Raw genomic sequence first — 17845 nt, 5'->3', positions numbered from 1 at the left:
GGCTATGCCACGCTACAACGCCCCTTTTGAAATCCATGTGCACGGAGAAGTGCCGCTGCGCGCCGAAGTGAGCTTCGAGCAGGTGCAAGACGCCCTCAAGCCGCTGTGGAAATACGCCGGCGCCAAGTCGCTGGCCGACGGCGCCGGCAGCGCCTACGAGGACGAGCCGGGCATACAGTTCGACGACCAGGCGCACCTGTTGCAGATCTGCTGGACGGTGGCCGGTGATGAAGACTTCCGCCAATCGCTGGACGAGATGTGCATGAGCGTCAACGACCTGGCCGAGGCTGGCGCCGCCATCGAAGTCACTTTTTATGACGCCGAGTTCGACGAGGAAGACGAGCAGTCCGGCGCCGAGTCGCGCGACGATTTCCTGATGCTGTTCGTCGGCCCCGATCCGGCCGCCATCATGCAGGTGCAGCGCGATCTGCTGGTGCAGGACGTGGTCAACCTGATGGAGCGCCATTTCGACGGTTCCGAATTGGCCGGCGTGGTGACCGAGATCGACAAGCTGTTCAGCCAGCGGTTCGACACCCTGGTCAATTCGCTGGCCCTGGGCAAGCCGCCGCGCGGCGGCGGCCAGGGCGGTGTGGGCCACCCCGGAGGCCGCAAGCCACGCCACCTGCACTGACACCGGCACTGACGTCGCATTCACCGCCACCCCGAGTACCGCGCCGCCATGAACATGACCACCAGCGCCGCACTCGGCAACGCTGAAGCCCAGCGCGGCACTGCAGCCCCCGGTGGGCGCCCTGAAAAACTGCGCCTGGGCGACGTGCTGGTGCAGCAGCGGGTGATTTCCGCCGAGCAGCTGACGCAGATCCTCGATCAGCAGCGCCAGACCGGCAAGAAGATGGGGCGCATCCTCATCGAGACCGGCATCATCACCGAAGAGGCGTTAGCCAACGCGCTGGCGCGCCAGCTGCGCATCCCCTTCGTCAACCTGAAGACCTTCCCGTTCCGGGCCGACGTCGTCAAGCTGCTGCCCGAATCCGCCGCCCGACGTTTCCGCGCGTTGGCGCTGGAGGACAAGGGCGACAGTCTGCTGGTGGCGCTGGCCGACCCGCTGGACCTGTTCGCCTACGACGAGATCACCCGGCTGCTCAAGCGCACCATCGCCATCGCGGTGGCGCCTGAAAGCCACCTGCCGCTGGCCTTTGACCGCCTGTACCGCCGCACCGAGGAAATCAGCGGCCTGGCGCGCGCGGTCGAAAAAGACCTCGGCGATGCGGTGGACTTCGGCGAACTGTCGGCCACCGTGGGGCAGGAGGGCGCGCCCATCGTCAAGCTGCTGCAGACCATCTTCGAGGACGCCTCTCAGGTCGGGGCTTCCGACGTGCACATCGAGCCGCAAGAAGCCGGTCTGCAGATCCGCGTGCGGGTGGACGGCGTGTTGCAGACCCAGACCGAGGCCGACAAACGCATCGCCCCCGCGCTGGCCCAGCGCATCAAGCTGATGGCCGGGCTGGACATTTCCGAAAAGCGCCTGCCGCAGGACGGCCGCTTCAGCGTGCGGCTGCGCGACCAGACCATGGACGTGCGCCTGTCCACGCTGCCCTCGGCCTGGGGCGAGTCGGTGGTGATGCGCCTGCTGTCGCAGGGCGGTGGCGTGCGCAGCCTGGACCGCATCGGCATGCCGGCCCACATGCTGGCGCGCTTTCGCGAAATCCTGGGCCGCACCTCGGGCATGGTGCTGGTCACCGGCCCCACCGGTTCCGGCAAGACCACCACGCTGTACGCGGCCTTGAACGAGCTGAATTCCACCGAGCTGAAGGTCATCACCGTGGAAGACCCGGTGGAGTACCGCCTGCCGTCCATCACGCAGGTGCAGGTCAATGAGAAAATCGAGCTGAGCTTTGCCCGCGTGCTGCGCGCCTGCCTGCGCCAGGACCCGGACGTGATCCTGGTGGGCGAAATGCGCGACGCCGAAACGGCTGAGATTGGCCTGCGCGCCGCCATCACCGGCCACCTGGTGCTGTCCACGCTGCACACCCGTGACGCCATGAGCACGCCGTTTCGCCTGCTGGACATGGGCGTGCCGCCCTTCATGGTGGCCACATCGCTGCAGGCGGTGATTGCGCAGCGCCTGGTGCGGCTGAATTGTGACAGCTGCTTCGAGCCGCAGGCGCCCAACGCGCAAGAACTGGCCTGGCTGGAGAGCATGGTGGGCGAATCCGGCGCGGAAGGGATCACCCCCAAACGCGGACGCGGCTGCTCGGCCTGCAACGGCACCGGTTATACCGGCCGGCAGGGCGTGTACGAGCTGCTGGAAATGGACACCACGCTGACGCACGCCGCCACCCATTCCGACCCGGCCGCCTTCATGGCCGCCGCGCGCGAGCGCATGAAGGGCCACACGCTGGGTTTCCATGCGCTGGAGCTGGTGCGCCAGGGCAAGACCTCGATGGCCGAGGCCATGCGGGTCAGCCAGGACACCGATGACTAGTTCGGGCATCTTCTAGGCCATGGCGACGTATGGCTGGCGCGGGCGCAACGCCCGGGGCGAACTGGTCAAAGGGCAACTTGAGGCCATGACAGAGGCGTCGGTGGCCGACCAATTGCTGGCCATAGGCGTCACGCCGGTGCACATCGCGCCCGAGGAGTCGGTCGCCGAAAAGAAGAAGGCCGCCGGTGACTCGCTGCTGGCGCGCCTGAGCCGCAAGCCGGTCAACGACGAAGACGTGATGATCTTCTCGCGCCAGATGTACACGCTGGACAAGGCCGGCATCCCCATCCTGCGCGCGCTGGCAGGGCTGGAAGCCTCCACCGACAAGCCCGCCGTGGTGGAGATGCTGCAGGACATCCGTGCCAGCCTGGACCAGGGGCGCGAGCTGTCGGCCGCGCTGGCCCGTCACCCCGACGCCTTCAACGGTTTTTATGTCTCCATGATGCGCGTGGGCGAGATGACCGGGCGCCTGACCGAGGTGTTCCTGCGCCTGACGCAGCACATGGAATTCGAGCGTGACGTGCGCGAGCGCATCAAGCAGGCCATGCGCTACCCCAGCTTCGTGGTGATTGCCATGGTGGTGGCCGTGGCCATCATCAACATTTTCGTCATCCCCACTTTCGCCAAGGTGTTTGCCGGTTTCAACGCGCCGCTGCCGGCCATCACGCGCGGCTTGATCGGCTTGTCGAACTGGACGGTGCAGTGGTGGCCCCTGCTGCTGGCCCTGGCCGTCGGGGGTGTGGTGGCCGTGCGGGCCTACTTGCGCACACCCGATGGCCGCTACAAGTGGGACCGCAAGAAGCTGGAGCTGCCCATCGTCGGCCCCATCATCGTCAAGGCCACGCTGTCGCGCTTTGCGCGCAGCTTCGCGCTGTCCAGCCAGAGCGGTGTGCCCATCGTGCAGGCGCTCACCGTGGTGGCGCAGACGGTGGACAACACCTACATCGGCAGCCGGGTGGAGCAGATGCGCGACGGCATCGAGCGCGGCGAGAGCATCTCGCGCTGCGCCGCCGCCACCGGCGTGTTCACACCCGTGGTGCTGCAGATGATCGCCGTCGGCGAGGAAACCGGCGAGCTGGACAACCTGCTGTTCGAGATCGCCGGCATGTACGAGCGCGAGACCGACTACGCCATCAAGGGCCTGTCGGCCGCCATCGAGCCGGTGCTGCTGGTGCTGATCGCCGGGCTGGTGCTGTTGCTGGCGCTGGGCGTGTTCCTGCCGCTGTGGAACCTGGGCCAGGCGGCCATGGGGCGCGGGGGCGGGTAGTCAAGGCAGGTTGGTCGCAGCATGCCCCAGGACGACCTGCGCTCCGGCAACCACGCCCGGCAACTGCGGTTTGTCGAGTGGCTGCTGTTTGGCCTGTTGATGCTGGGCTTGGGCGGTGTGGCCTGGCAGCAAAGCCGCCAGCTGCAGGCGCAGGCCGAGCTGGTCAGCTTTCGCGCCACCGTGCGCGCGCTCAAGCAGGCGCTGGTGCTGGCGCAATTGCAGGGTGGCGCCAAACCCGCCGCCAACCCGTTTGAGTTGCTGGAGCGCAAGCCGCTGAACTACGCCGGTGCCATGCCCTTGGGACAGGCGGCGCAGACGCTGCAGGGTCAGTGGGCCTTTGATGCCGGCTGCAGCTGCCTGGTCTACCTGCCGCGCAATGACTGGGCGCTGCGCAATGCCAGTGGTGCACCCTGGGTGCTGCTGCAACTGGGCGGGCCGACTGGCCGGCCCAGTCTGGCTGCACGCGAGCCTTGCTCTTGGCTGGGCCAGCCGATGTTGTGACGGCTGCGGCCGAGGGGCAATGCGCGGGGCCGGTTCGATTTTGCCAAAGCCTGTCCAAAGTCAAGTTAGTTGTTTTTTTGTGAACATTATCACGTACTTGCACGCTAAAGCTCATGTGCAAACTGGCCGGGATGCTTAGAATGCGCAGAAGGCCGCGTTTTCGTTGGATCGTTGGGTGACGGCCTGCCATGCTTTTGGGCAATGTTCAATCGGCTATGACAAGACACAAAGGTGAACAAATGAAACAGCAGCAAAGTGGTTTCACGTTGATTGAGTTGGTGATGGTGATCGTGATCCTGGGCGTGCTGGCTGCCGTGGCGCTGCCCAAGTTTGTGGATCTGAAGAGTGATGCGCAAGCTGCCGCGTTGCAGGGCGTAGCTGGGGGCTTGTCTTCGGCATCGGCCATCAACTACGGCGGCTGCTCCGTCACCAGCCAGGTTGCGACCACCGGCAAGTGCGTCAAGGTCGCCAAGTGTTCCGACGTTGGCGCCTTGTTGCAGCCCGCCATCACGCTGACCACGGGACAAAGTTGCTCGCAACCGTTCTTGTCCTCGGACGCCACGGTCGCCACCAATGGTGCCACCCAGTCCTGCACCTTGAATTACGGCAGCGGAACCGGATGTCCTTCTGCTGGAACCGCCACCTTCACGATCATCGGTGCGGTCCTCCCCTGAGCGGGGAGTGTCGTCACCTGATGAAAGCTCTCGCCTCTTCATGCGCCCGCAAGGCTGGCTGTTGCCGGCCGCGAGCGGGTAGCCGTCTTTGGCAAGCCATGGGGGGCGGGCTGTGCTTGCTTCCGGTTCGCCCGGCAGCCTGCGGAAACTGACATGCGTTGGCCTTGGCAACGCCTGAAGTCCACAGAACCCCTCATTGTTTCTTGGTCCGCGCAGACGTTTGCTTTCGTGCAGGCCACGCCTGACGGCAACGGCTCGTTCCATGTCAAGCGCATGGGCGTGGAGCAGCAGGGCAATGACAGCAATGCGGATTTCGCCCGTCGGCTGGCCTCCAAGGGCTTGCGCGGGCACGCCGTGCGCGCCATGCTGCGCCCCGAGCAGTACCAGGTGCTGCAGATTCCCGCGCCGCAAGTCGCCCCGGAAGAACTGCGCTCAGCCGCGCGCTTCCAGATCCGCGACATGGTGGACGTGCACATGGACGACCTGACGCTGGACGTGATGCGTGTCGGCGACGAGGAGGTGCGCGCCAACAACCAGCTGTTCGTGGTGGCTTCCAACAACGCCGTGGTGCGCTCGGTGCTGGAGATGGGCGACGCACTTCACTGGGACTTGCAGGTCATCGACATCCAGGACACGGCCCAGCGCAACCTGCAGACCGCGCTGGCGCAACGCGCCGGCAAGCTGGAGCGCGCCGGTGCCGTGCTGTTCGTCGCCAACGACAAGCAGGCGCTGCTGACCATCTCGGCCAAGGAAGAGTTGTTCTACAGCCGGCGCATCGACCTCAGCCCCGGCTTCATGGAAGCGCGCTGGGGCGTGGTGGACTCTGGCCCCGGGCAGTCCGACGACCCGTTTGCCGACGTGCCCGAGTACGTGCCCAGCTACGCCGCCGCGCCGGCACCGGCGGCGGCACCGGTCGAGGACGACATCACGCAGCGCTTCATTGTCGAGCTGCAGCGTTCGCTGGACGTGTGGGACCGCACCTGGCCCAACCTGCCATTGGATGGCCTGGCCGTGCGCGCCGGCGCCCGTTCCGGCGAGATGGCCCAGTGGCTGAGCCGTGAACTGGGCCTGGGCGTGACGGCGCTGGACGCGAGTGCGCTGTTCCCCGGCTTTGACAAGGGCAGCGAGGAGGAGCAGGCGGCCTGCTTCCCCTTGCTGGGTGCCCTGCTGCGCAGCGAGACGCGCAAGCTCTGAGCGGTTGATGCCATGGCCCAGCAAATCAACCTTCGCACCCCCATCCTGCTGGCGCAGAAGAAATATTTCTCTGCCGACACCATGGCGGTATCGCTGGCGGTGTTCCTGCTGCTGGGCGGCGCGCTGTGCGCCTTCTGGGTGTGGTCACTCAATGCGTCGGCCAATGCCATGACGGTCACGCTGGCGAATTACGCGCGCGAGCGCGACAGCCTGCAAGCCGCCATCAAGGCGCGCCAGGACGCCGCGGCTCCTGCCGCCGCCGCGCTGAAGCAGGAGCTGCAATACCGCCGGGACGAATTGGCGGCCCGACAGGGCCTGTTGGGTGAGCTGACCAAGGGCCTGGCCAGCGCCGGCCACGGCCATGCCGCGCGGCTGCGGCTGGTGGCGCAGAGCATACCGGCGCAGGTGTGGGTCACCGCGCTGCTGGCCGACGACGCCAGGCTGGAGGTGCGTGGCTTCACGCTGGAGCCCGATGCGCTGAACGCCTGGGTGGCCGCGCTCGCCAGCGCGCCCCTGCTCAAGGGCCAGGCGCTGTCGGCGGTGAAGGTGGAGCGTGCCCGGCTGGAGCAGATGGGTGCCGGCGCCGCCGGGCCCACGCCGGCGCCGGCCGCGCTGGCAACCGCCAGCGCGCCGTTGCAACGCCCGGCCTGGGAATACACGCTGGTCAGCGCACTGGCGCCGGTGCCTGCGCCGGCCGCTTCGGGAGCCCGGCCATGAAGGCATGGTGGAAGCTGCAAGCCGGCCGTATCGATGCACTCAGCCTGCGCGAGCGGGCTTTCCTGTTCGTCTCGTGCATCCTGATTTTCCTGGCCCTGGCCGACACCCTGTGGCTGGCGCCAGCCCAGGTGCGGCAAAAGCAGGTGGCCGCCACGGTGCGCCAGCAGGAGGCCGAACTGCAGACGCTGCGCGACCTGCTGCGCAGCAGCATGCTGAGCCCCACGGGCGACTCCAACCAGACCGCCCGCGCAGAACTGGCCGCTGTGCAAGACCAGTTGGCCCAGGTGAGGGCGCAGATGGCGCAGGTGCCCATGTCGGACTCCACCGAGAGCCTGCACAAGGTGCTGGTGCAGTTCCTCAAGCGCTACGACGGCCTGACGCTGGTGCGCGCCGGCACGCTGAATTTCGACACCCCGGCGGCAGCGCCCGCCGCACCCGCTGCGAGGCCGGCTTCGGGTGCCGCCGCGCCGCTGCCCACGCTGGTGCGCACCGGCATGGAGTTGACGGTGAGCGGCTCCTACCAGGACCTGATGCGCTATGTGGAGACGCTGGAGCGCGCGCTGCCAGGCTTGCGTTGGGGCGCCATGTCGCTGAAGACCGACGCCGGCAAGCCGCAGTTGACCTTGCAGGTGTCGTTGGTGGGGGTGAAGTCATGAGGCGCCACGCCTGCCACGCCTGCCTGGCGCTGGCCCTGCTGTTGCCGGCCTGGCCGCTGGCGGCGCAGCAGCGCGACCCCACCCAGCCGCCGGCCGCCGCATCGCAGCCCGAGGCCGGTGGCGCCAATGGCGGCGCCGCCAGCGGGCGCAGCATGACGCTGATCGTGCGCGACGGCAAGCCCTACCTGGTGGTGGACACCCGGCTGTATGCCCAGGGCCAGATGGTGGGCAAGGCCAAGATCATGCGCATCACCGAGACCGAGGTGACCCTGCGCGAGAACGGGCAGACCACGGTGCTGCGTCCGTTCGAAGGCATACAGCGGCGCACGGTGCCTGCCGTGCCCGCCTGCGCGAGCAGCGCACCCAAGACGCGTGCCGCCAACAAAGGGGGGCCCGATGTTGCCTGCAGCAACACGAAACCTTGATGGCCCCATGCTTATGACTGACAATGACGTGTACATGACCGCCCCACGACCGCGCCCCGCCATGGCAGTGCCAGCAGGGGCGGGCTTTCCTCCGCGGCCGCAGGCTGCCTTCAGATTGCGGCTGGCGGCAAGCATGGGCCTGACGGCCGTGTTGTTGGGGCTGACCGGCTGTGCCGACCGGCCACTGCGCACGCCCGCGGTCGAAGACACCATACGCGCCGAACTGGCCGCGACCCCGCGGCCCACAGCCGCCGCCAGCGTGCCCGCACGCATCAGCGATGCGCTGGCCGAACCGGCTGTGCCGGCCGTGGCGCCGCCACCCGAGCCACGGCTGGACCTGCTGGTGAACAACGCCGCCGCGCGCGAGGTGTTCCTGGCCATCGTCGCCGACACCCGCTACAGCATGCTGATGCACCCCGATGTGGGCGGCACCATCTCGGTGACGCTGCGCGGCGTCACCGTGCAGGAGGCGCTGGAGGCGATACGCGACGTCTACGGCTACGATTTCAAGATCGATGGCCGGCGCATCACCGTGTACGCACCGTCGCTGCAGACGCGCATCTTCCAGGTCGACTATCTGCACGCGCTGCGCGTGGGCAGCAGCGACCTGCGGGTGACGCTGGGCGCCGGCAATCCGGGCGGTTCCGGCGGCTCCAGCACCAGTGCCAGCGCGCCGGCACCGTCGGGTGGCGGTGGCCCCAGCGGCGGCGCCGGCCAGCAGACCGAGAGCAGCCGTGTCTCCACCACCGCGCGCACCGATTTCTGGGCCGAACTGACCGAAGCCATCAAGGCCACCCTGGGCAACGGTGCCGGGCGCAGCGTGGTGGTCAGCCCGCTGGCCGGCATCCTGCAGGTGCGCGCCATGCCCGACGAGTTGCGCCAGGTGGAGAAATTCCTCGCCGCCGCCCGCCTGTCGGTGGAGCGCCAGGTGATGCTGGAGGCCAAGATCGTCGAGGTGGAGCTGCGCGACGGCTTCCAGAGCGGCATCGATTGGTCGGCGCTGCGCAACACCACCAAGTCCACCGGCGCCATCGGCATCGTTGGCGGCAGCGGCAGCAATGTGCTGGCCAGCGGCGTGACAGCCGGCCTGCCCGGCCTGAACCCCACCACGCCGCCGCTGGTGGCCGACAGCGTGTCGCTGCCGGCGGCAGGCGGTGGGCTGTTCGGGCTGGCCTTCGCCACCGATGGTTTCCAGGCGGTGCTGGGCTTCCTGGAGACGCGCGGCGACGTGCAGATCCTCTCCAGCCCGCGCATCGCCACGCTGAACAACCAGAAGGCGGTGTTCAAGGTCGGCTCGGACGATTACTTCGTCACCGGCGTCAGCTCCGGCAGCACCGCCACCGGCACCACCGGCAGCAGCGGCAGCACCACCACGATGCCGACGCTGACGCTGTCATCGTTCTTCTCCGGCATCGCGCTGGACGTGACACCGCAGATCGACAGCGGCAACACCATCACGCTGCATGTGCACCCGGCGGTGACCACGGTGACCGAGAAATCCAAGCAGATCGACCTGGGCACGCTGGGCAACTACAAGCTGCCGCTGGCCTCCAGCTCGGTCAACGAGTCCGACACCATGGTGCGCATCCAGGACGGCAACATCGTCGCCATCGGCGGGCTGATGCAGGCCGTCTCCAGCCGCGCCGGCTCGGGCCTGCCGGGCAGCACCGACGCCGGTGCCTGGGGTGCGCTGTTCGGCAACCGCGCCAACAGTGGCCGCAAAAAAGAGCTGGTGGTCTTGATCAAGCCCACCATCATCCGCAACGCCGCCGACTGGGAGCAGCAGACCCGGCGCGCGCGCAGCGCGCTGGACGACATGGACGTTGCCCGCAGCCGGGTGATACGGTTGGACGGCACGGCAGAGCCGGCCAAGCCCAAGGCTGCCCCAGCCCAGTGAGCACGCCATGTCCATGTACCTGCGGCATTTTTCCCTGCGCGAGGCGCCGTTTTCCATCACCCCGGACACGGCTTTCTTCTACCCGCATGAAGGCGCCCAGGCGGCGCTGAACACGCTGCTGGTGGCGTTGCGCAGCGGCGAAGGCTTCATCAAGATCGTCGGCGAAGTGGGTTGCGGCAAGACCGTGCTGTGCCGCCAGTTGCTGCGCATCCTGCATGGCGAATTCGTGACGGCCTACATTCCCAACCCCGACATGGGGCCGGACGACCTGCTGCTGGCACTGGCCGGCGAGTTGGACGTGTCAGTGCCCGAAAACGCCAGCCGCCATCAGGTGCTCAATGCCCTGCGTGATTGCCTGCTGAAGCACGCCCACAGCGGCCGCCGCGTGGTGGTGTGCATTGACGAGGCCCAGGCGGTGCCGCTGCGCACGGTGGAAAGCCTGCGCCTGTTGTCCAACCTGGAGACCGAGAAGCGCAAGCTGTTGCAGCTGGTGTTGCTGGGTCAGCCCGAGCTGGACGAAAAGCTGTCGCGCCCCGAGATACGCCAGCTGCTGCAGCGCATCACCTTCAGCGAGCACCTGGGGCCGATGGCGGCGCGCCGCGTGCCCAGTTACCTGGAATACCGGCTGGCCACGGCGGCGCTGAACGCGTCCACCGACGTGAAAGTGTTTGAGCCGGCCGCCGCAGTGCTGCTGGCGCGCTACAGCGCCGGCGTGCCCCGGCTGGTCAACGTGTTGGCGCACAAGTGCCTGATGCTGGCCTTTGGCGAGAACGAGCACCGCGTCAGCGCGCGCCACGTGCGCCTGGCCGCAGCTGACACGCCGGGCGTGAAGCGGCCAGAGAGCGGCTGGGTGCGGCTGCGCCGCCTGTTCTCGCGCCGGCCCGCCCAGGCGCCGCTGGCGCTGGACGCGCACTTGCAGGCGGCCATGCACGCCCGCCGGGACTCGACGGAAAGCCTGTCGTGAGCGTCATCAACAAGATGCTGCGCGACCTGGACAGTCGCCAGGCGCAAGGCACGGTGGCCGTGCCCGGCTCGGTCACCGGCATGACGCGTGGCACCTTCAGTGTGGACCCGGCTGACGGGCAAGGTCGCGCCGGCGGCAGGCCCCGCAGCCTGGTGGGGCTGTTGCTCGTGGCGCTGTTGTTGGCTATAGGCGCTGCTGCTGCGGCGTGGTGGTTTTTGTGGCGTGCGGTGCCAGTCCTGCCCCCGCAGGGGGTCGCGCCGGTGGCCCTGCCCATAGCCGCTGCTGCATCGGCACCCGCGCTGCCTGCCGCCTCATCAGCGGCCACCGCAGCCACGGTCTCGGCTTCAGCTCCGACCGCTGCGGTGTCGGCTGTCGCGACGGCCAGCGCGCCGCTGATTGTGCAGCCCGCTGCCTCAGCAGCACAAATCACCCCGCAGCCGGTGCCAACGGCGTCGGCGCCCGTGGTTGCGGCTGCCGTGCCTGCCGCCGTGGCGTCCCGGCCTACAGCTGGGGCTGTGCCCGCCATACCTGTGCCGCCCATGCCTGAGCCCGTGGCCGTGCCGGCGTCGCCCAAGGCCAGCGCCGCTGTGGCGGCTGCACCTGCAGTACCCACCTCCAGTGCTTCGGCGAAACCCGCTTCGGCGGCAACCCCTGCCAAACCTGCCTCCCCAATGGCTGCCACTGCCAGGCCCGCCCCTACCAAGCCAGAATCCGCAGCACTGGTGGCCGCAGCACCTGCTGCACGCTCGGCACAGGCCGCCGCCATGGAGACCTTGGCGCAGGCTCAAGGCCTGTGGAATGCCGGCTCACGTGAGCAGGCCCAGGAGACCTTGCGCGAGGCGGTGGCCGCTGCCGAACGCAGCAATCTGGCCGCCCAGCCCGGCGGCCTGGCCAGCTTTGTGATGCTGGTGCGCGAGCTGTGCCGCATGGAGCTGGCCGAAGGCCACACCGCGCAGGTGATGGCGCTGCTCACCAGGCTGGAGCCGGTACTGGCGGAGCAGGCCGACATCTGGGCCTTGCGCGGCAACGCCGCGCAGCGCCTGGGACGGCACCCTGAATCAGCCGCCGCCTATCTGGCCGCGCTGAAACTGCGCCCCGGCGAGCCGCGGTGGATGCTGGGCGCCGCCGTGTCACTGGCAGCGCAGGGCCAGACCACTGCCGCTGCCGAGTGGGCCGACAAGGCACGCGCCGCTGGCGTGGTCAGCCCCGAGGTGCTGAACTACCTGCGTCAGATGGGCGTGCCGCTGCGTTGACGAAGTCCAGTGCCGGACGTGGGGGCGATATTCATCAGCGGCGCGCGTACTGCGTCTTGCCAAACAGGATGTCGCGCGACTTGTCATCGGTCAGCTGTTGCCGTTGCGCCGCCAGCACCTGCACGCCGCGCTGCACCGCCGGCCGGGCGGCGATGAGGTCGAACCACTTCTTCAGGTGCGGGTAGTCGTCCAGTTCTACCCCCTGGTTCTTCCAGTTGCGCAACCATGGGAACGTGGCCATGTCGGCGATGGTGTACGCATCGCCGGCCAGCCAGGCGTGCTGCGACAACTGCTTGTCGATCACACCATACAGGCGCTTGGCCTCGTTGGTGTAGCGGTCGATGGCGTACGGCAGCTTCTCCGGCGCATACAGGCGGAAGTGGTGGTTCTGGCCCAGCATGGGCCCTACACCGCCCATCTGGAACATCAGCCACTGCAGCACCTCGTACTTGCCGCGGTCCGTGGCCGGCATGAACTTGCCGGCCTTGGCCGCCAGGTAGACCAGGATGGCGCCGGACTCGAACAGCGAGATCGGCTTGCCGTCCGGCCCATCGGGGTCCACCAGCGCGGGAATCTTGTTGTTGGGGCTGATCTTCAGAAACTCCGGCTTGAACTGATCACCCGCGCCGATGTTGACGGCATGCGCCTGCCAGTCGCGGCCCAGCTGGTAGCCGCATTCCTCCAGCATGATGTGGACCTTGTGGCCGTTGGGCGTGGCCCAGGAATAGACGTCGATCATGAGAGTGGCCCTTGGCTAGGTGGTTGAACGCCGGATGTGCCGGGGCAATGTAGCGCAGCGGCCGGTTTCTTGCTGGCCAGGGGAATTGCGCAATTGCGGGCATTTGGCTATCTGTGCATACTGGCGCGGCGTTCCCACCAGCCATCACCACAACAGGAGACCTCACCATGCGCTTTGCCACACCTCTCGCCATTGCCGCCGCCTTCGCCGCCGGCATCGCCTTCTCGCCACTGGCCCACCATCTGGTGCCCCAGGCCAACGCCCAGGCCGCACCGCTGATGCCAGCCATGATCGACCTGGCAGCGATGAAGCACGCCGAGCTGCCCACCACGCCCAACCCTGAGATGAACGCCAAGGCCCTGGTGGTCACTGACAGTGGCACCGTGGGCATCCAGTCTGGCAACGTGGCCAAGCACATCCACCCGAAGACCGATGAGATCCAGTACATCATCGAGGGCAGCGGCGCCATGTGGCTGGGTGGCGAGCGCAAGGAGTTCAAGGCCGGCACGCTGATCGTCATCCCCAAGGGCACGGCGCATGGCGGCACCATCGTCACCAGCGGACCGGTGAAGGCCATCGCCATCAAGCTGCCGCCGCAGGCGCGGGATGACGTGCAGTTTGTGAACTGAGGCTTGGCTCATTGGGAGCCGGCAACTGCCGGGTGATGGTTTGCCAGCTGCCGACGCCGATGGTGCGCGTGGCTACGCGGATGTCCCCCGGCCCTGCGGGCCTCCTCCTTGATTCCGCTCCGCCACGCGCCCCATCGACATCGGAGCCGTTGGCGGACGTGACGTTCCAATATCGGACACCGAACGCGGGCACGCCAAACGCGCGGCGCAAAAAAATTCGCCCCAAGCCCTTCGACAGGCTCAGGGCGAACGGATGTTTGCCTAAGGGGAGCGGGAAACTCAGGACCCGCGCGTGATCGGCATCTCCACTTCCTTCGGGTTGGGCGAGTACTTGCCCAGCTCCAGCTTGGCGATGGCATTGCGGTGCACCTCGTCCGGGCCGTCGGCGAAGCGCAGCGTGCGGGCGGATGCGTAGCCGTGGGCCAGCGGGAAGTCGTCGCTCATGCCGCCGCCGCCGTGCACCTGCATGGCCCAGTCGATCACGTCACAGGCCATGGTGGGTGCCACCACCTTGATCATGGCGATCTCGTTCTTGGCAAACTTGTTGCCGGCAATGTCCATCATCCAGGCCGCCTTCAGCGTCAGTAGGCGGGCCATGTCGATGCGGCAGCGCGCTTCGGCGATGCGTTCCTGCGTCACCGTCTGCGCGGCGATGGTCTTGCCGAAGGCCACGCGCGAGCTGGCGCGCTTGCACATCAATTCGAGTGCGCGCTCGGCCAGGCCGACCAGGCGCATGCAGTGGTGGATGCGTCCCGGGCCCAGGCGGCCTTGGGCGATCTCGAAACCGCGGCCTTCGCCCAGCAGGATGTTGCCCACCGGCACGCGCACGTTCTCAAACGTCATTTCCATGTGGCCGTGCGGGGCGTCGTCGTAGCCCAGCACGTTCAGCGGGCGCAGCACCGTGATGCCCTTGGTGTCCGCGGGCACGATGACCATGCTCTGCTGCGAATGGCGCGCCGCCTCGGGGTCGGTCTTGCCCATGGTGATGTAGACGGCGCAGCGCGGGTCGCCGGCACCGGATATCCACCACTTGCGGCCGTTGATCACGTAGTCGTCGCCCTGGCGCTCGATGCGGGTGGCGATGTTGGTGGCGTCACTGGAGGCCACGGCCGGCTCGGTCATGGCAAAGGCCGAGCGGATCTTGCCGTCCAGCAGCGGCTTGAGCCAGCGCGCCTTGATCTCTTCCGAGCCGTAACGGGCGATGGTCTCCATGTTGCCGGTGTCGGGTGCCGAGCAGTTGAACACCTCGCTGGACCAGATCACCCGGCCCATGATCTCGGCCAGCGGTGCGTATTCCTGGTTGGTCAGACCGGCGCCCTCGTAGCCGGAAGCCGCGGCGCTGTCCACCGGCAGGAACAGGTTCCACAGCCCTTGCGCCTGCGCCTTGGGCTTGAGCTTCTCGATGGTTTGCAGTGGCGTCCAGCGTTTGCCAGCGGCCGTATTGGCTTCCATCTCGGCCTTGTAGTCCTTCTCGGCCGGGTAGATGTAGTCGTCAAAAAACTTCAGCAGCTTGGCTTGCAGTTCCTTGGTCTTGGGGGAGTAGTCAAAATCCATCAGGTTCTCCGGTGTGTCTGTGTGTGGGGTGCAGTGTGGCGGGTTAGGGCGGGGCAGTCAGTCCCGCAGCGGACAACTGCGGGCCGCCGCTGTCGCGCAGGTATCAGTTGGCCTGTTCCGCAAACTTCCACGCCAGCTTGGCCATCGGCACCACGCCCGCCGCCGAGTTCTTGGCGTGCGCGCTGGAGGCGGTGCCATCCACCACCCGCTTGGCAATGCCTTGCAGGATGGCGGCGATGCGGAACATGTTGTAGGCCATGTAGAACTTCCAGTCGGCCGCCAGCGCCGCGGGTGTGGCCAGGCCGCTGCGTTCGCAGTAGCGGCGTATGTATTCGGCCTCGTCCGGAATGCCCAAAGCGGCAAAGTCCAGCCCACCGATGCCGCGGAACGAGCCAGGCGGGATGTGCCACGCCATGCAGTGGTAGCTGAAATCGGCCAGCGGGTGGCCCAGCGTGGACAACTCCCAGTCCAGCACGGCGATGACGCGCGGCTCGGTGGCGTGAAACATCAGGTTGTCCAGCCGGTAGTCGCCATGCACGATGCTGACCTTGGTCTCGTCCTTGGCGCTGGCCGGCATGTGCGCCGGCAACCATTCGATCAGCTTGTTCATCTCGGGGATGGGCTGGGTCTCGCTGGCCACGTACTGCTTGCTCCAGCGGCCGATCTGGCGCTCGAAATAGCTGCCCGGCTTGCCGTACCCAGCCAGGCCGCGCTCGGCGAACTTCACCGTGTGCAGCGCGGCGATGACGCGGTTCATCTCATCGTAAATGGCGCCGCGCTGCTCGCGGCTCAGGTCGGGCAGCGACTGGTCCCACAGCACCCGGCCCTGCATGAATTCCATCACGTAGAAGGCACGGCCTATCACCGACTCGTCCTCGCACAGGCAGTGCATCTTCGGCACCGGCACATCGGTGCCGTGCAGGCCCTTCATCACCGCGAATTCGCGTTCCACCGCGTGGGCCGAGGGCAGCAGCTTGGCCACCGGGCCGGGCTTGGCGCGCATCACATAGCTTTGCGTGGGCGTGATCAGCTTGTAGGTGGGGTTGGACTGGCCACCCTTGAACATCTCCAGCGTCAGCGGGCCTTGGAAGCCTTCCAGGTTCTTTTCCAGCCAGGCGCTCAAGGCACCCACATCAATCGCATGCTGCTCGGAGACGGCGCGGGTGCCGACGAAATGGTCGAAATCGCTCATGGGGTGGGGTGTCTCGCAGTAGTTGTTGTCGTCAGTTGTCGGATTCGATGATGCGCATCAATGCGTCGCGGCTGCGCACCACCAGGCCGCCGGGCTCGATGCGGATGGCGTCCTCGCGCTCCATGGACTTCAGCTCCTGGTTGACGCGCTGGCGCGAGGCGCCCAGCAACTGGGCCAGTTCCTCCTGCGCCAGGTGCAGGCCGATGCGGATTTCGCCGCCATCGCTCAGCGACGGCACGCCGTAGCTGCGCACCAGGTGCAGCAGCTGCTTGGCCAGCCGGGCGCGCAAGGGCAGGGTGTTCAAGTCCTCCACCAGGCCGTACAGCTGGCGGATGCGCCGCGCGTGCAGGCGCAACAGCGCGTCATACAGCTCCACGTGGTTGGCCAGGATTTTCTTGAAGTCGGCCCGCGCCACGCACAGCGCGGTGGTGTCGCCGTGGGCGTAGGAGTCGTGGGTGCGGCGGTCACCGTCGAAGATGGAGACGTCGCCGAACCAGATGCCCGGCTCCACATAGGTCAGCGTGATCTGCTTGCCCGAAATGGAGGTGGAGCTGACGCGCACCGCGCCCTTGGCGCAGGCGATCCATTCGTCGGCCGGGTCGCCGCGCGCGGCCAGCAGTTCGCCGTCGCGGTAGCGCTTGACGTAGGCGCAGCGCAGGATGTCGTGGCGCAACGAAGGCGACAGCGTGGAGAACCAGCGGCCCGAGTTGATGGCTTCGCGCTCTTCAATGGTCAGGATGGGATCGTCCATGCATCCATTGTCGCCGCCGAGACGGGGGCTTGTCACCGGGGTTGTCGCGTGCGTGTCATCCCGCCTCCGGCAGGGCGAAGCCTGTCGAAGCCCTGGCAGACTAAGCTGGCGCCCAACGTACGCGGCTGGCGAGCGCACCGGGCGTCCGTAGCCGGACTGCCTCCGGACCTCGCGCAGATGATGTTTGTGGTGCGCCATGCTGGCCGGCGTGACCGCCGTGGCTTGGGCGCGTGACTCTGTAGCATGCGTCGAATGCCTGCGGCAACCCGGCTACAGCCACCCGGTACGCCTGCGAGTCTTTGTTTTGCCCGATGCGCAACAGCCGGTGGATCGCCGCCTGATCCATGCTCGACGACGGTCCGCGCCGTCCAGCCGCCAAATATCCGGGGCTTGCCTTGAAAGTTTTTGACGGACTACTCTTTCACCAAACGCAAGTGCAGTGGCGGCGGAGCCTGGATATGAGGCGCCCCTGCTGAAGCAGGCCAGTTTGGCGGAATGCGATAAATGTTCTGAAGCTTCAAGTCGCCCACCATTGCTTCATGTAAAAAAAATCGATTGCCCTTTTCTGCAACCGTGACCACATCCACGGAATATTCTTCTTGCGCATTTTTCTTGTCAGTCGCTATTGCCAGAATACCTGCGGAAAAAGAGTAGCTCCGCCATGGCGTTGTGAGGCCGCCTGGCGCATCTTTTCGGGTAATGGCGTCCATGATTGAAGCTGCTGTTGCGTTGACCGGCGCGGTATTGGATGAGAACCACCCAATCTGGCCATCTGGAGTGACGGCCACGTACCTGTATCGATAGTAGCTGCCGCCACTGAAAATAATCTCCCAAACACCGGCAATGGCTTGATCGGACGCTCTTTGATAGACAAGCTTTGGCTTCCCTGGCTGGTTGTCGCCGTAAGCGTTGCCAACAGTAGCGCTCAACAGCAAGGCGATTGCCAAATGGGCTGATGCGAAGAGTCGCTTCATGGCTTTTGCGCA

At 66.9% G+C, this 17845-nt stretch carries 18 protein-coding genes; 13 read left to right on the top strand and 5 right to left on the bottom strand.

Features of this window, described 5'->3' with window-relative positions:
- Window positions 1-4: 4 nt before the first annotated feature.
- The 12 genes from AC1DX2_RS08345 (at window position 5) to AC1DX2_RS08290 (ending at window position 11994) form a co-directional block, all read left to right on the top strand.
- The gene (locus tag AC1DX2_RS08345) at window positions 5-631 is read left to right on the top strand and encodes a DUF6806 family protein (protein WP_477195873.1); all 627 of its coding nucleotides are present in this window, start codon (window positions 5-7) and stop codon (window positions 629-631) included.
- Window positions 632-685: 54 nt separating this feature from the next.
- Entirely contained in the window at window positions 686-2446 is a 1761-nt protein-coding gene (locus tag AC1DX2_RS08340; protein WP_477196655.1) for a GspE/PulE family protein, read from the top strand.
- Window positions 2447-2465: 19 nt separating this feature from the next.
- Window positions 2466-3713 (top strand): type II secretion system F family protein, encoded by a 1248-nt coding sequence (locus tag AC1DX2_RS08335; protein ID WP_477195872.1) that lies wholly within the window; start codon window positions 2466-2468, stop codon window positions 3711-3713.
- Between the two features lie 21 nt (window positions 3714-3734).
- Window positions 3735-4214 (top strand): hypothetical protein, encoded by a 480-nt coding sequence (locus AC1DX2_RS08330; RefSeq protein ID WP_477195871.1) that lies wholly within the window; start codon window positions 3735-3737, stop codon window positions 4212-4214.
- Between the two features lie 239 nt (window positions 4215-4453).
- Window positions 4454-4888, top strand: a complete 435-nt coding sequence (locus AC1DX2_RS08325) for a type II secretion system protein (RefSeq protein ID WP_477195870.1) — start codon at window positions 4454-4456, stop codon at window positions 4886-4888.
- A 153-nt stretch (window positions 4889-5041) separates the two neighbouring features.
- Window positions 5042-6082 (top strand): hypothetical protein, encoded by a 1041-nt coding sequence (locus tag AC1DX2_RS08320; RefSeq protein ID WP_477195869.1) that lies wholly within the window; start codon window positions 5042-5044, stop codon window positions 6080-6082.
- Between the two features lie 12 nt (window positions 6083-6094).
- The gene (locus AC1DX2_RS08315; protein WP_477195868.1) at window positions 6095-6799 is read left to right on the top strand and encodes a PilN domain-containing protein; all 705 of its coding nucleotides are present in this window, start codon (window positions 6095-6097) and stop codon (window positions 6797-6799) included.
- Window positions 6796-7455 (top strand): hypothetical protein, encoded by a 660-nt coding sequence (locus AC1DX2_RS08310; RefSeq protein ID WP_477195867.1) that lies wholly within the window; start codon window positions 6796-6798, stop codon window positions 7453-7455. The genes AC1DX2_RS08315 and AC1DX2_RS08310 overlap by 4 nt, the downstream gene beginning before the upstream one ends.
- Window positions 7452-7880: a hypothetical protein gene (locus AC1DX2_RS08305; RefSeq protein WP_477195866.1), complete on the top strand. Its 429-nt coding sequence runs from the start codon at window positions 7452-7454 to the stop codon at window positions 7878-7880. Before AC1DX2_RS08310 ends, AC1DX2_RS08305 begins: the two co-directional genes overlap by 4 nt.
- A 133-nt stretch (window positions 7881-8013) precedes the next feature.
- Window positions 8014-9777 carry a secretin N-terminal domain-containing protein gene (locus tag AC1DX2_RS08300; RefSeq protein ID WP_477195865.1) on the top strand — a complete coding sequence of 588 codons (1764 nt, stop codon included), beginning with the start codon at window positions 8014-8016 and terminating at the stop codon, window positions 9775-9777.
- Between the two features lie 7 nt (window positions 9778-9784).
- The gene (locus AC1DX2_RS08295; protein ID WP_477195864.1) at window positions 9785-10741 is read left to right on the top strand and encodes an ExeA family protein; all 957 of its coding nucleotides are present in this window, start codon (window positions 9785-9787) and stop codon (window positions 10739-10741) included.
- Entirely contained in the window at window positions 10738-11994 is a 1257-nt protein-coding gene (locus AC1DX2_RS08290; RefSeq protein WP_477195863.1) for a tetratricopeptide repeat protein, read from the top strand. Before AC1DX2_RS08295 ends, AC1DX2_RS08290 begins: the two co-directional genes overlap by 4 nt.
- Window positions 11995-12028: 34 nt before the next feature.
- Here AC1DX2_RS08290 and AC1DX2_RS08285 read toward each other — a convergent pair whose 3' ends face one another.
- A complete protein-coding gene (locus AC1DX2_RS08285) occupies window positions 12029-12733 on the bottom strand; it encodes a glutathione binding-like protein (RefSeq protein WP_477195862.1) in 705 nt (234 codons plus the stop codon).
- A 167-nt stretch (window positions 12734-12900) separates the two neighbouring features.
- Between AC1DX2_RS08285 and AC1DX2_RS08280 the strand changes: the two genes are divergently transcribed.
- Window positions 12901-13362 (top strand): cupin domain-containing protein, encoded by a 462-nt coding sequence (locus AC1DX2_RS08280; protein WP_477195861.1) that lies wholly within the window; start codon window positions 12901-12903, stop codon window positions 13360-13362.
- A gap of 279 nt (window positions 13363-13641) precedes the next feature.
- Here the strand turns inward: AC1DX2_RS08280 and AC1DX2_RS08275 are convergent, their stop codons facing one another.
- From AC1DX2_RS08275 to AC1DX2_RS08260, 4 genes are all read right to left on the bottom strand, one after another.
- Window positions 13642-14916 (bottom strand): acyl-CoA dehydrogenase family protein, encoded by a 1275-nt coding sequence (locus AC1DX2_RS08275; protein WP_477195860.1) that lies wholly within the window; start codon window positions 14914-14916, stop codon window positions 13642-13644.
- 103 nt (window positions 14917-15019) lie between these two features.
- Entirely contained in the window at window positions 15020-16108 is a 1089-nt protein-coding gene (locus AC1DX2_RS08270) for a phosphotransferase (RefSeq protein ID WP_477195859.1), read from the bottom strand.
- Window positions 16109-16139: 31 nt separating this feature from the next.
- Window positions 16140-16859, bottom strand: a complete 720-nt coding sequence (locus tag AC1DX2_RS08265) for a Crp/Fnr family transcriptional regulator (protein WP_477195858.1) — start codon at window positions 16857-16859, stop codon at window positions 16140-16142.
- A 413-nt stretch (window positions 16860-17272) separates the two neighbouring features.
- A complete protein-coding gene (locus AC1DX2_RS08260) occupies window positions 17273-17833 on the bottom strand; it encodes a hypothetical protein (RefSeq protein WP_477195857.1) in 561 nt (186 codons plus the stop codon).
- Between the last annotated feature and the right edge of the window lie 12 nt (window positions 17834-17845).

It is taken from the genome of Hylemonella sp. P2_B10, assembly GCF_056404875.1.
This window is presented reverse-complemented; position numbering and strand designations above follow the sequence as displayed.

Coding starts and splice junctions, on each gene's coding strand:
- AC1DX2_RS08345 (WP_477195873.1), top strand. CDS start 5: ATGCCACGCTACAACGCCCCTTTTGAAATCCATGTGCACGGAGAAGTG.
- AC1DX2_RS08340 (WP_477196655.1), top strand. CDS start 686: ATGACCACCAGCGCCGCACTCGGCAACGCTGAAGCCCAGCGCGGCACT.
- AC1DX2_RS08335 (WP_477195872.1), top strand. CDS start 2,466: ATGGCGACGTATGGCTGGCGCGGGCGCAACGCCCGGGGCGAACTGGTC.
- AC1DX2_RS08330 (WP_477195871.1), top strand. CDS start 3,735: ATGCCCCAGGACGACCTGCGCTCCGGCAACCACGCCCGGCAACTGCGG.
- AC1DX2_RS08325 (WP_477195870.1), top strand. CDS start 4,454: ATGAAACAGCAGCAAAGTGGTTTCACGTTGATTGAGTTGGTGATGGTG.
- AC1DX2_RS08320 (WP_477195869.1), top strand. CDS start 5,042: ATGCGTTGGCCTTGGCAACGCCTGAAGTCCACAGAACCCCTCATTGTT.
- AC1DX2_RS08315 (WP_477195868.1), top strand. CDS start 6,095: ATGGCCCAGCAAATCAACCTTCGCACCCCCATCCTGCTGGCGCAGAAG.
- AC1DX2_RS08310 (WP_477195867.1), top strand. CDS start 6,796: ATGAAGGCATGGTGGAAGCTGCAAGCCGGCCGTATCGATGCACTCAGC.
- AC1DX2_RS08305 (WP_477195866.1), top strand. CDS start 7,452: ATGAGGCGCCACGCCTGCCACGCCTGCCTGGCGCTGGCCCTGCTGTTG.
- AC1DX2_RS08300 (WP_477195865.1), top strand. CDS start 8,014: ATGGGCCTGACGGCCGTGTTGTTGGGGCTGACCGGCTGTGCCGACCGG.
- AC1DX2_RS08295 (WP_477195864.1), top strand. CDS start 9,785: ATGTCCATGTACCTGCGGCATTTTTCCCTGCGCGAGGCGCCGTTTTCC.
- AC1DX2_RS08285 (WP_477195862.1), bottom strand. CDS start 12,733: ATGATCGACGTCTATTCCTGGGCCACGCCCAACGGCCACAAGGTCCAC.
- AC1DX2_RS08280 (WP_477195861.1), top strand. CDS start 12,901: ATGCGCTTTGCCACACCTCTCGCCATTGCCGCCGCCTTCGCCGCCGGC.
- AC1DX2_RS08275 (WP_477195860.1), bottom strand. CDS start 14,916: ATGGATTTTGACTACTCCCCCAAGACCAAGGAACTGCAAGCCAAGCTG.
- AC1DX2_RS08270 (WP_477195859.1), bottom strand. CDS start 16,108: ATGAGCGATTTCGACCATTTCGTCGGCACCCGCGCCGTCTCCGAGCAG.
- AC1DX2_RS08265 (WP_477195858.1), bottom strand. CDS start 16,859: ATGGACGATCCCATCCTGACCATTGAAGAGCGCGAAGCCATCAACTCG.
- AC1DX2_RS08260 (WP_477195857.1), bottom strand. CDS start 17,833: ATGAAGCGACTCTTCGCATCAGCCCATTTGGCAATCGCCTTGCTGTTG.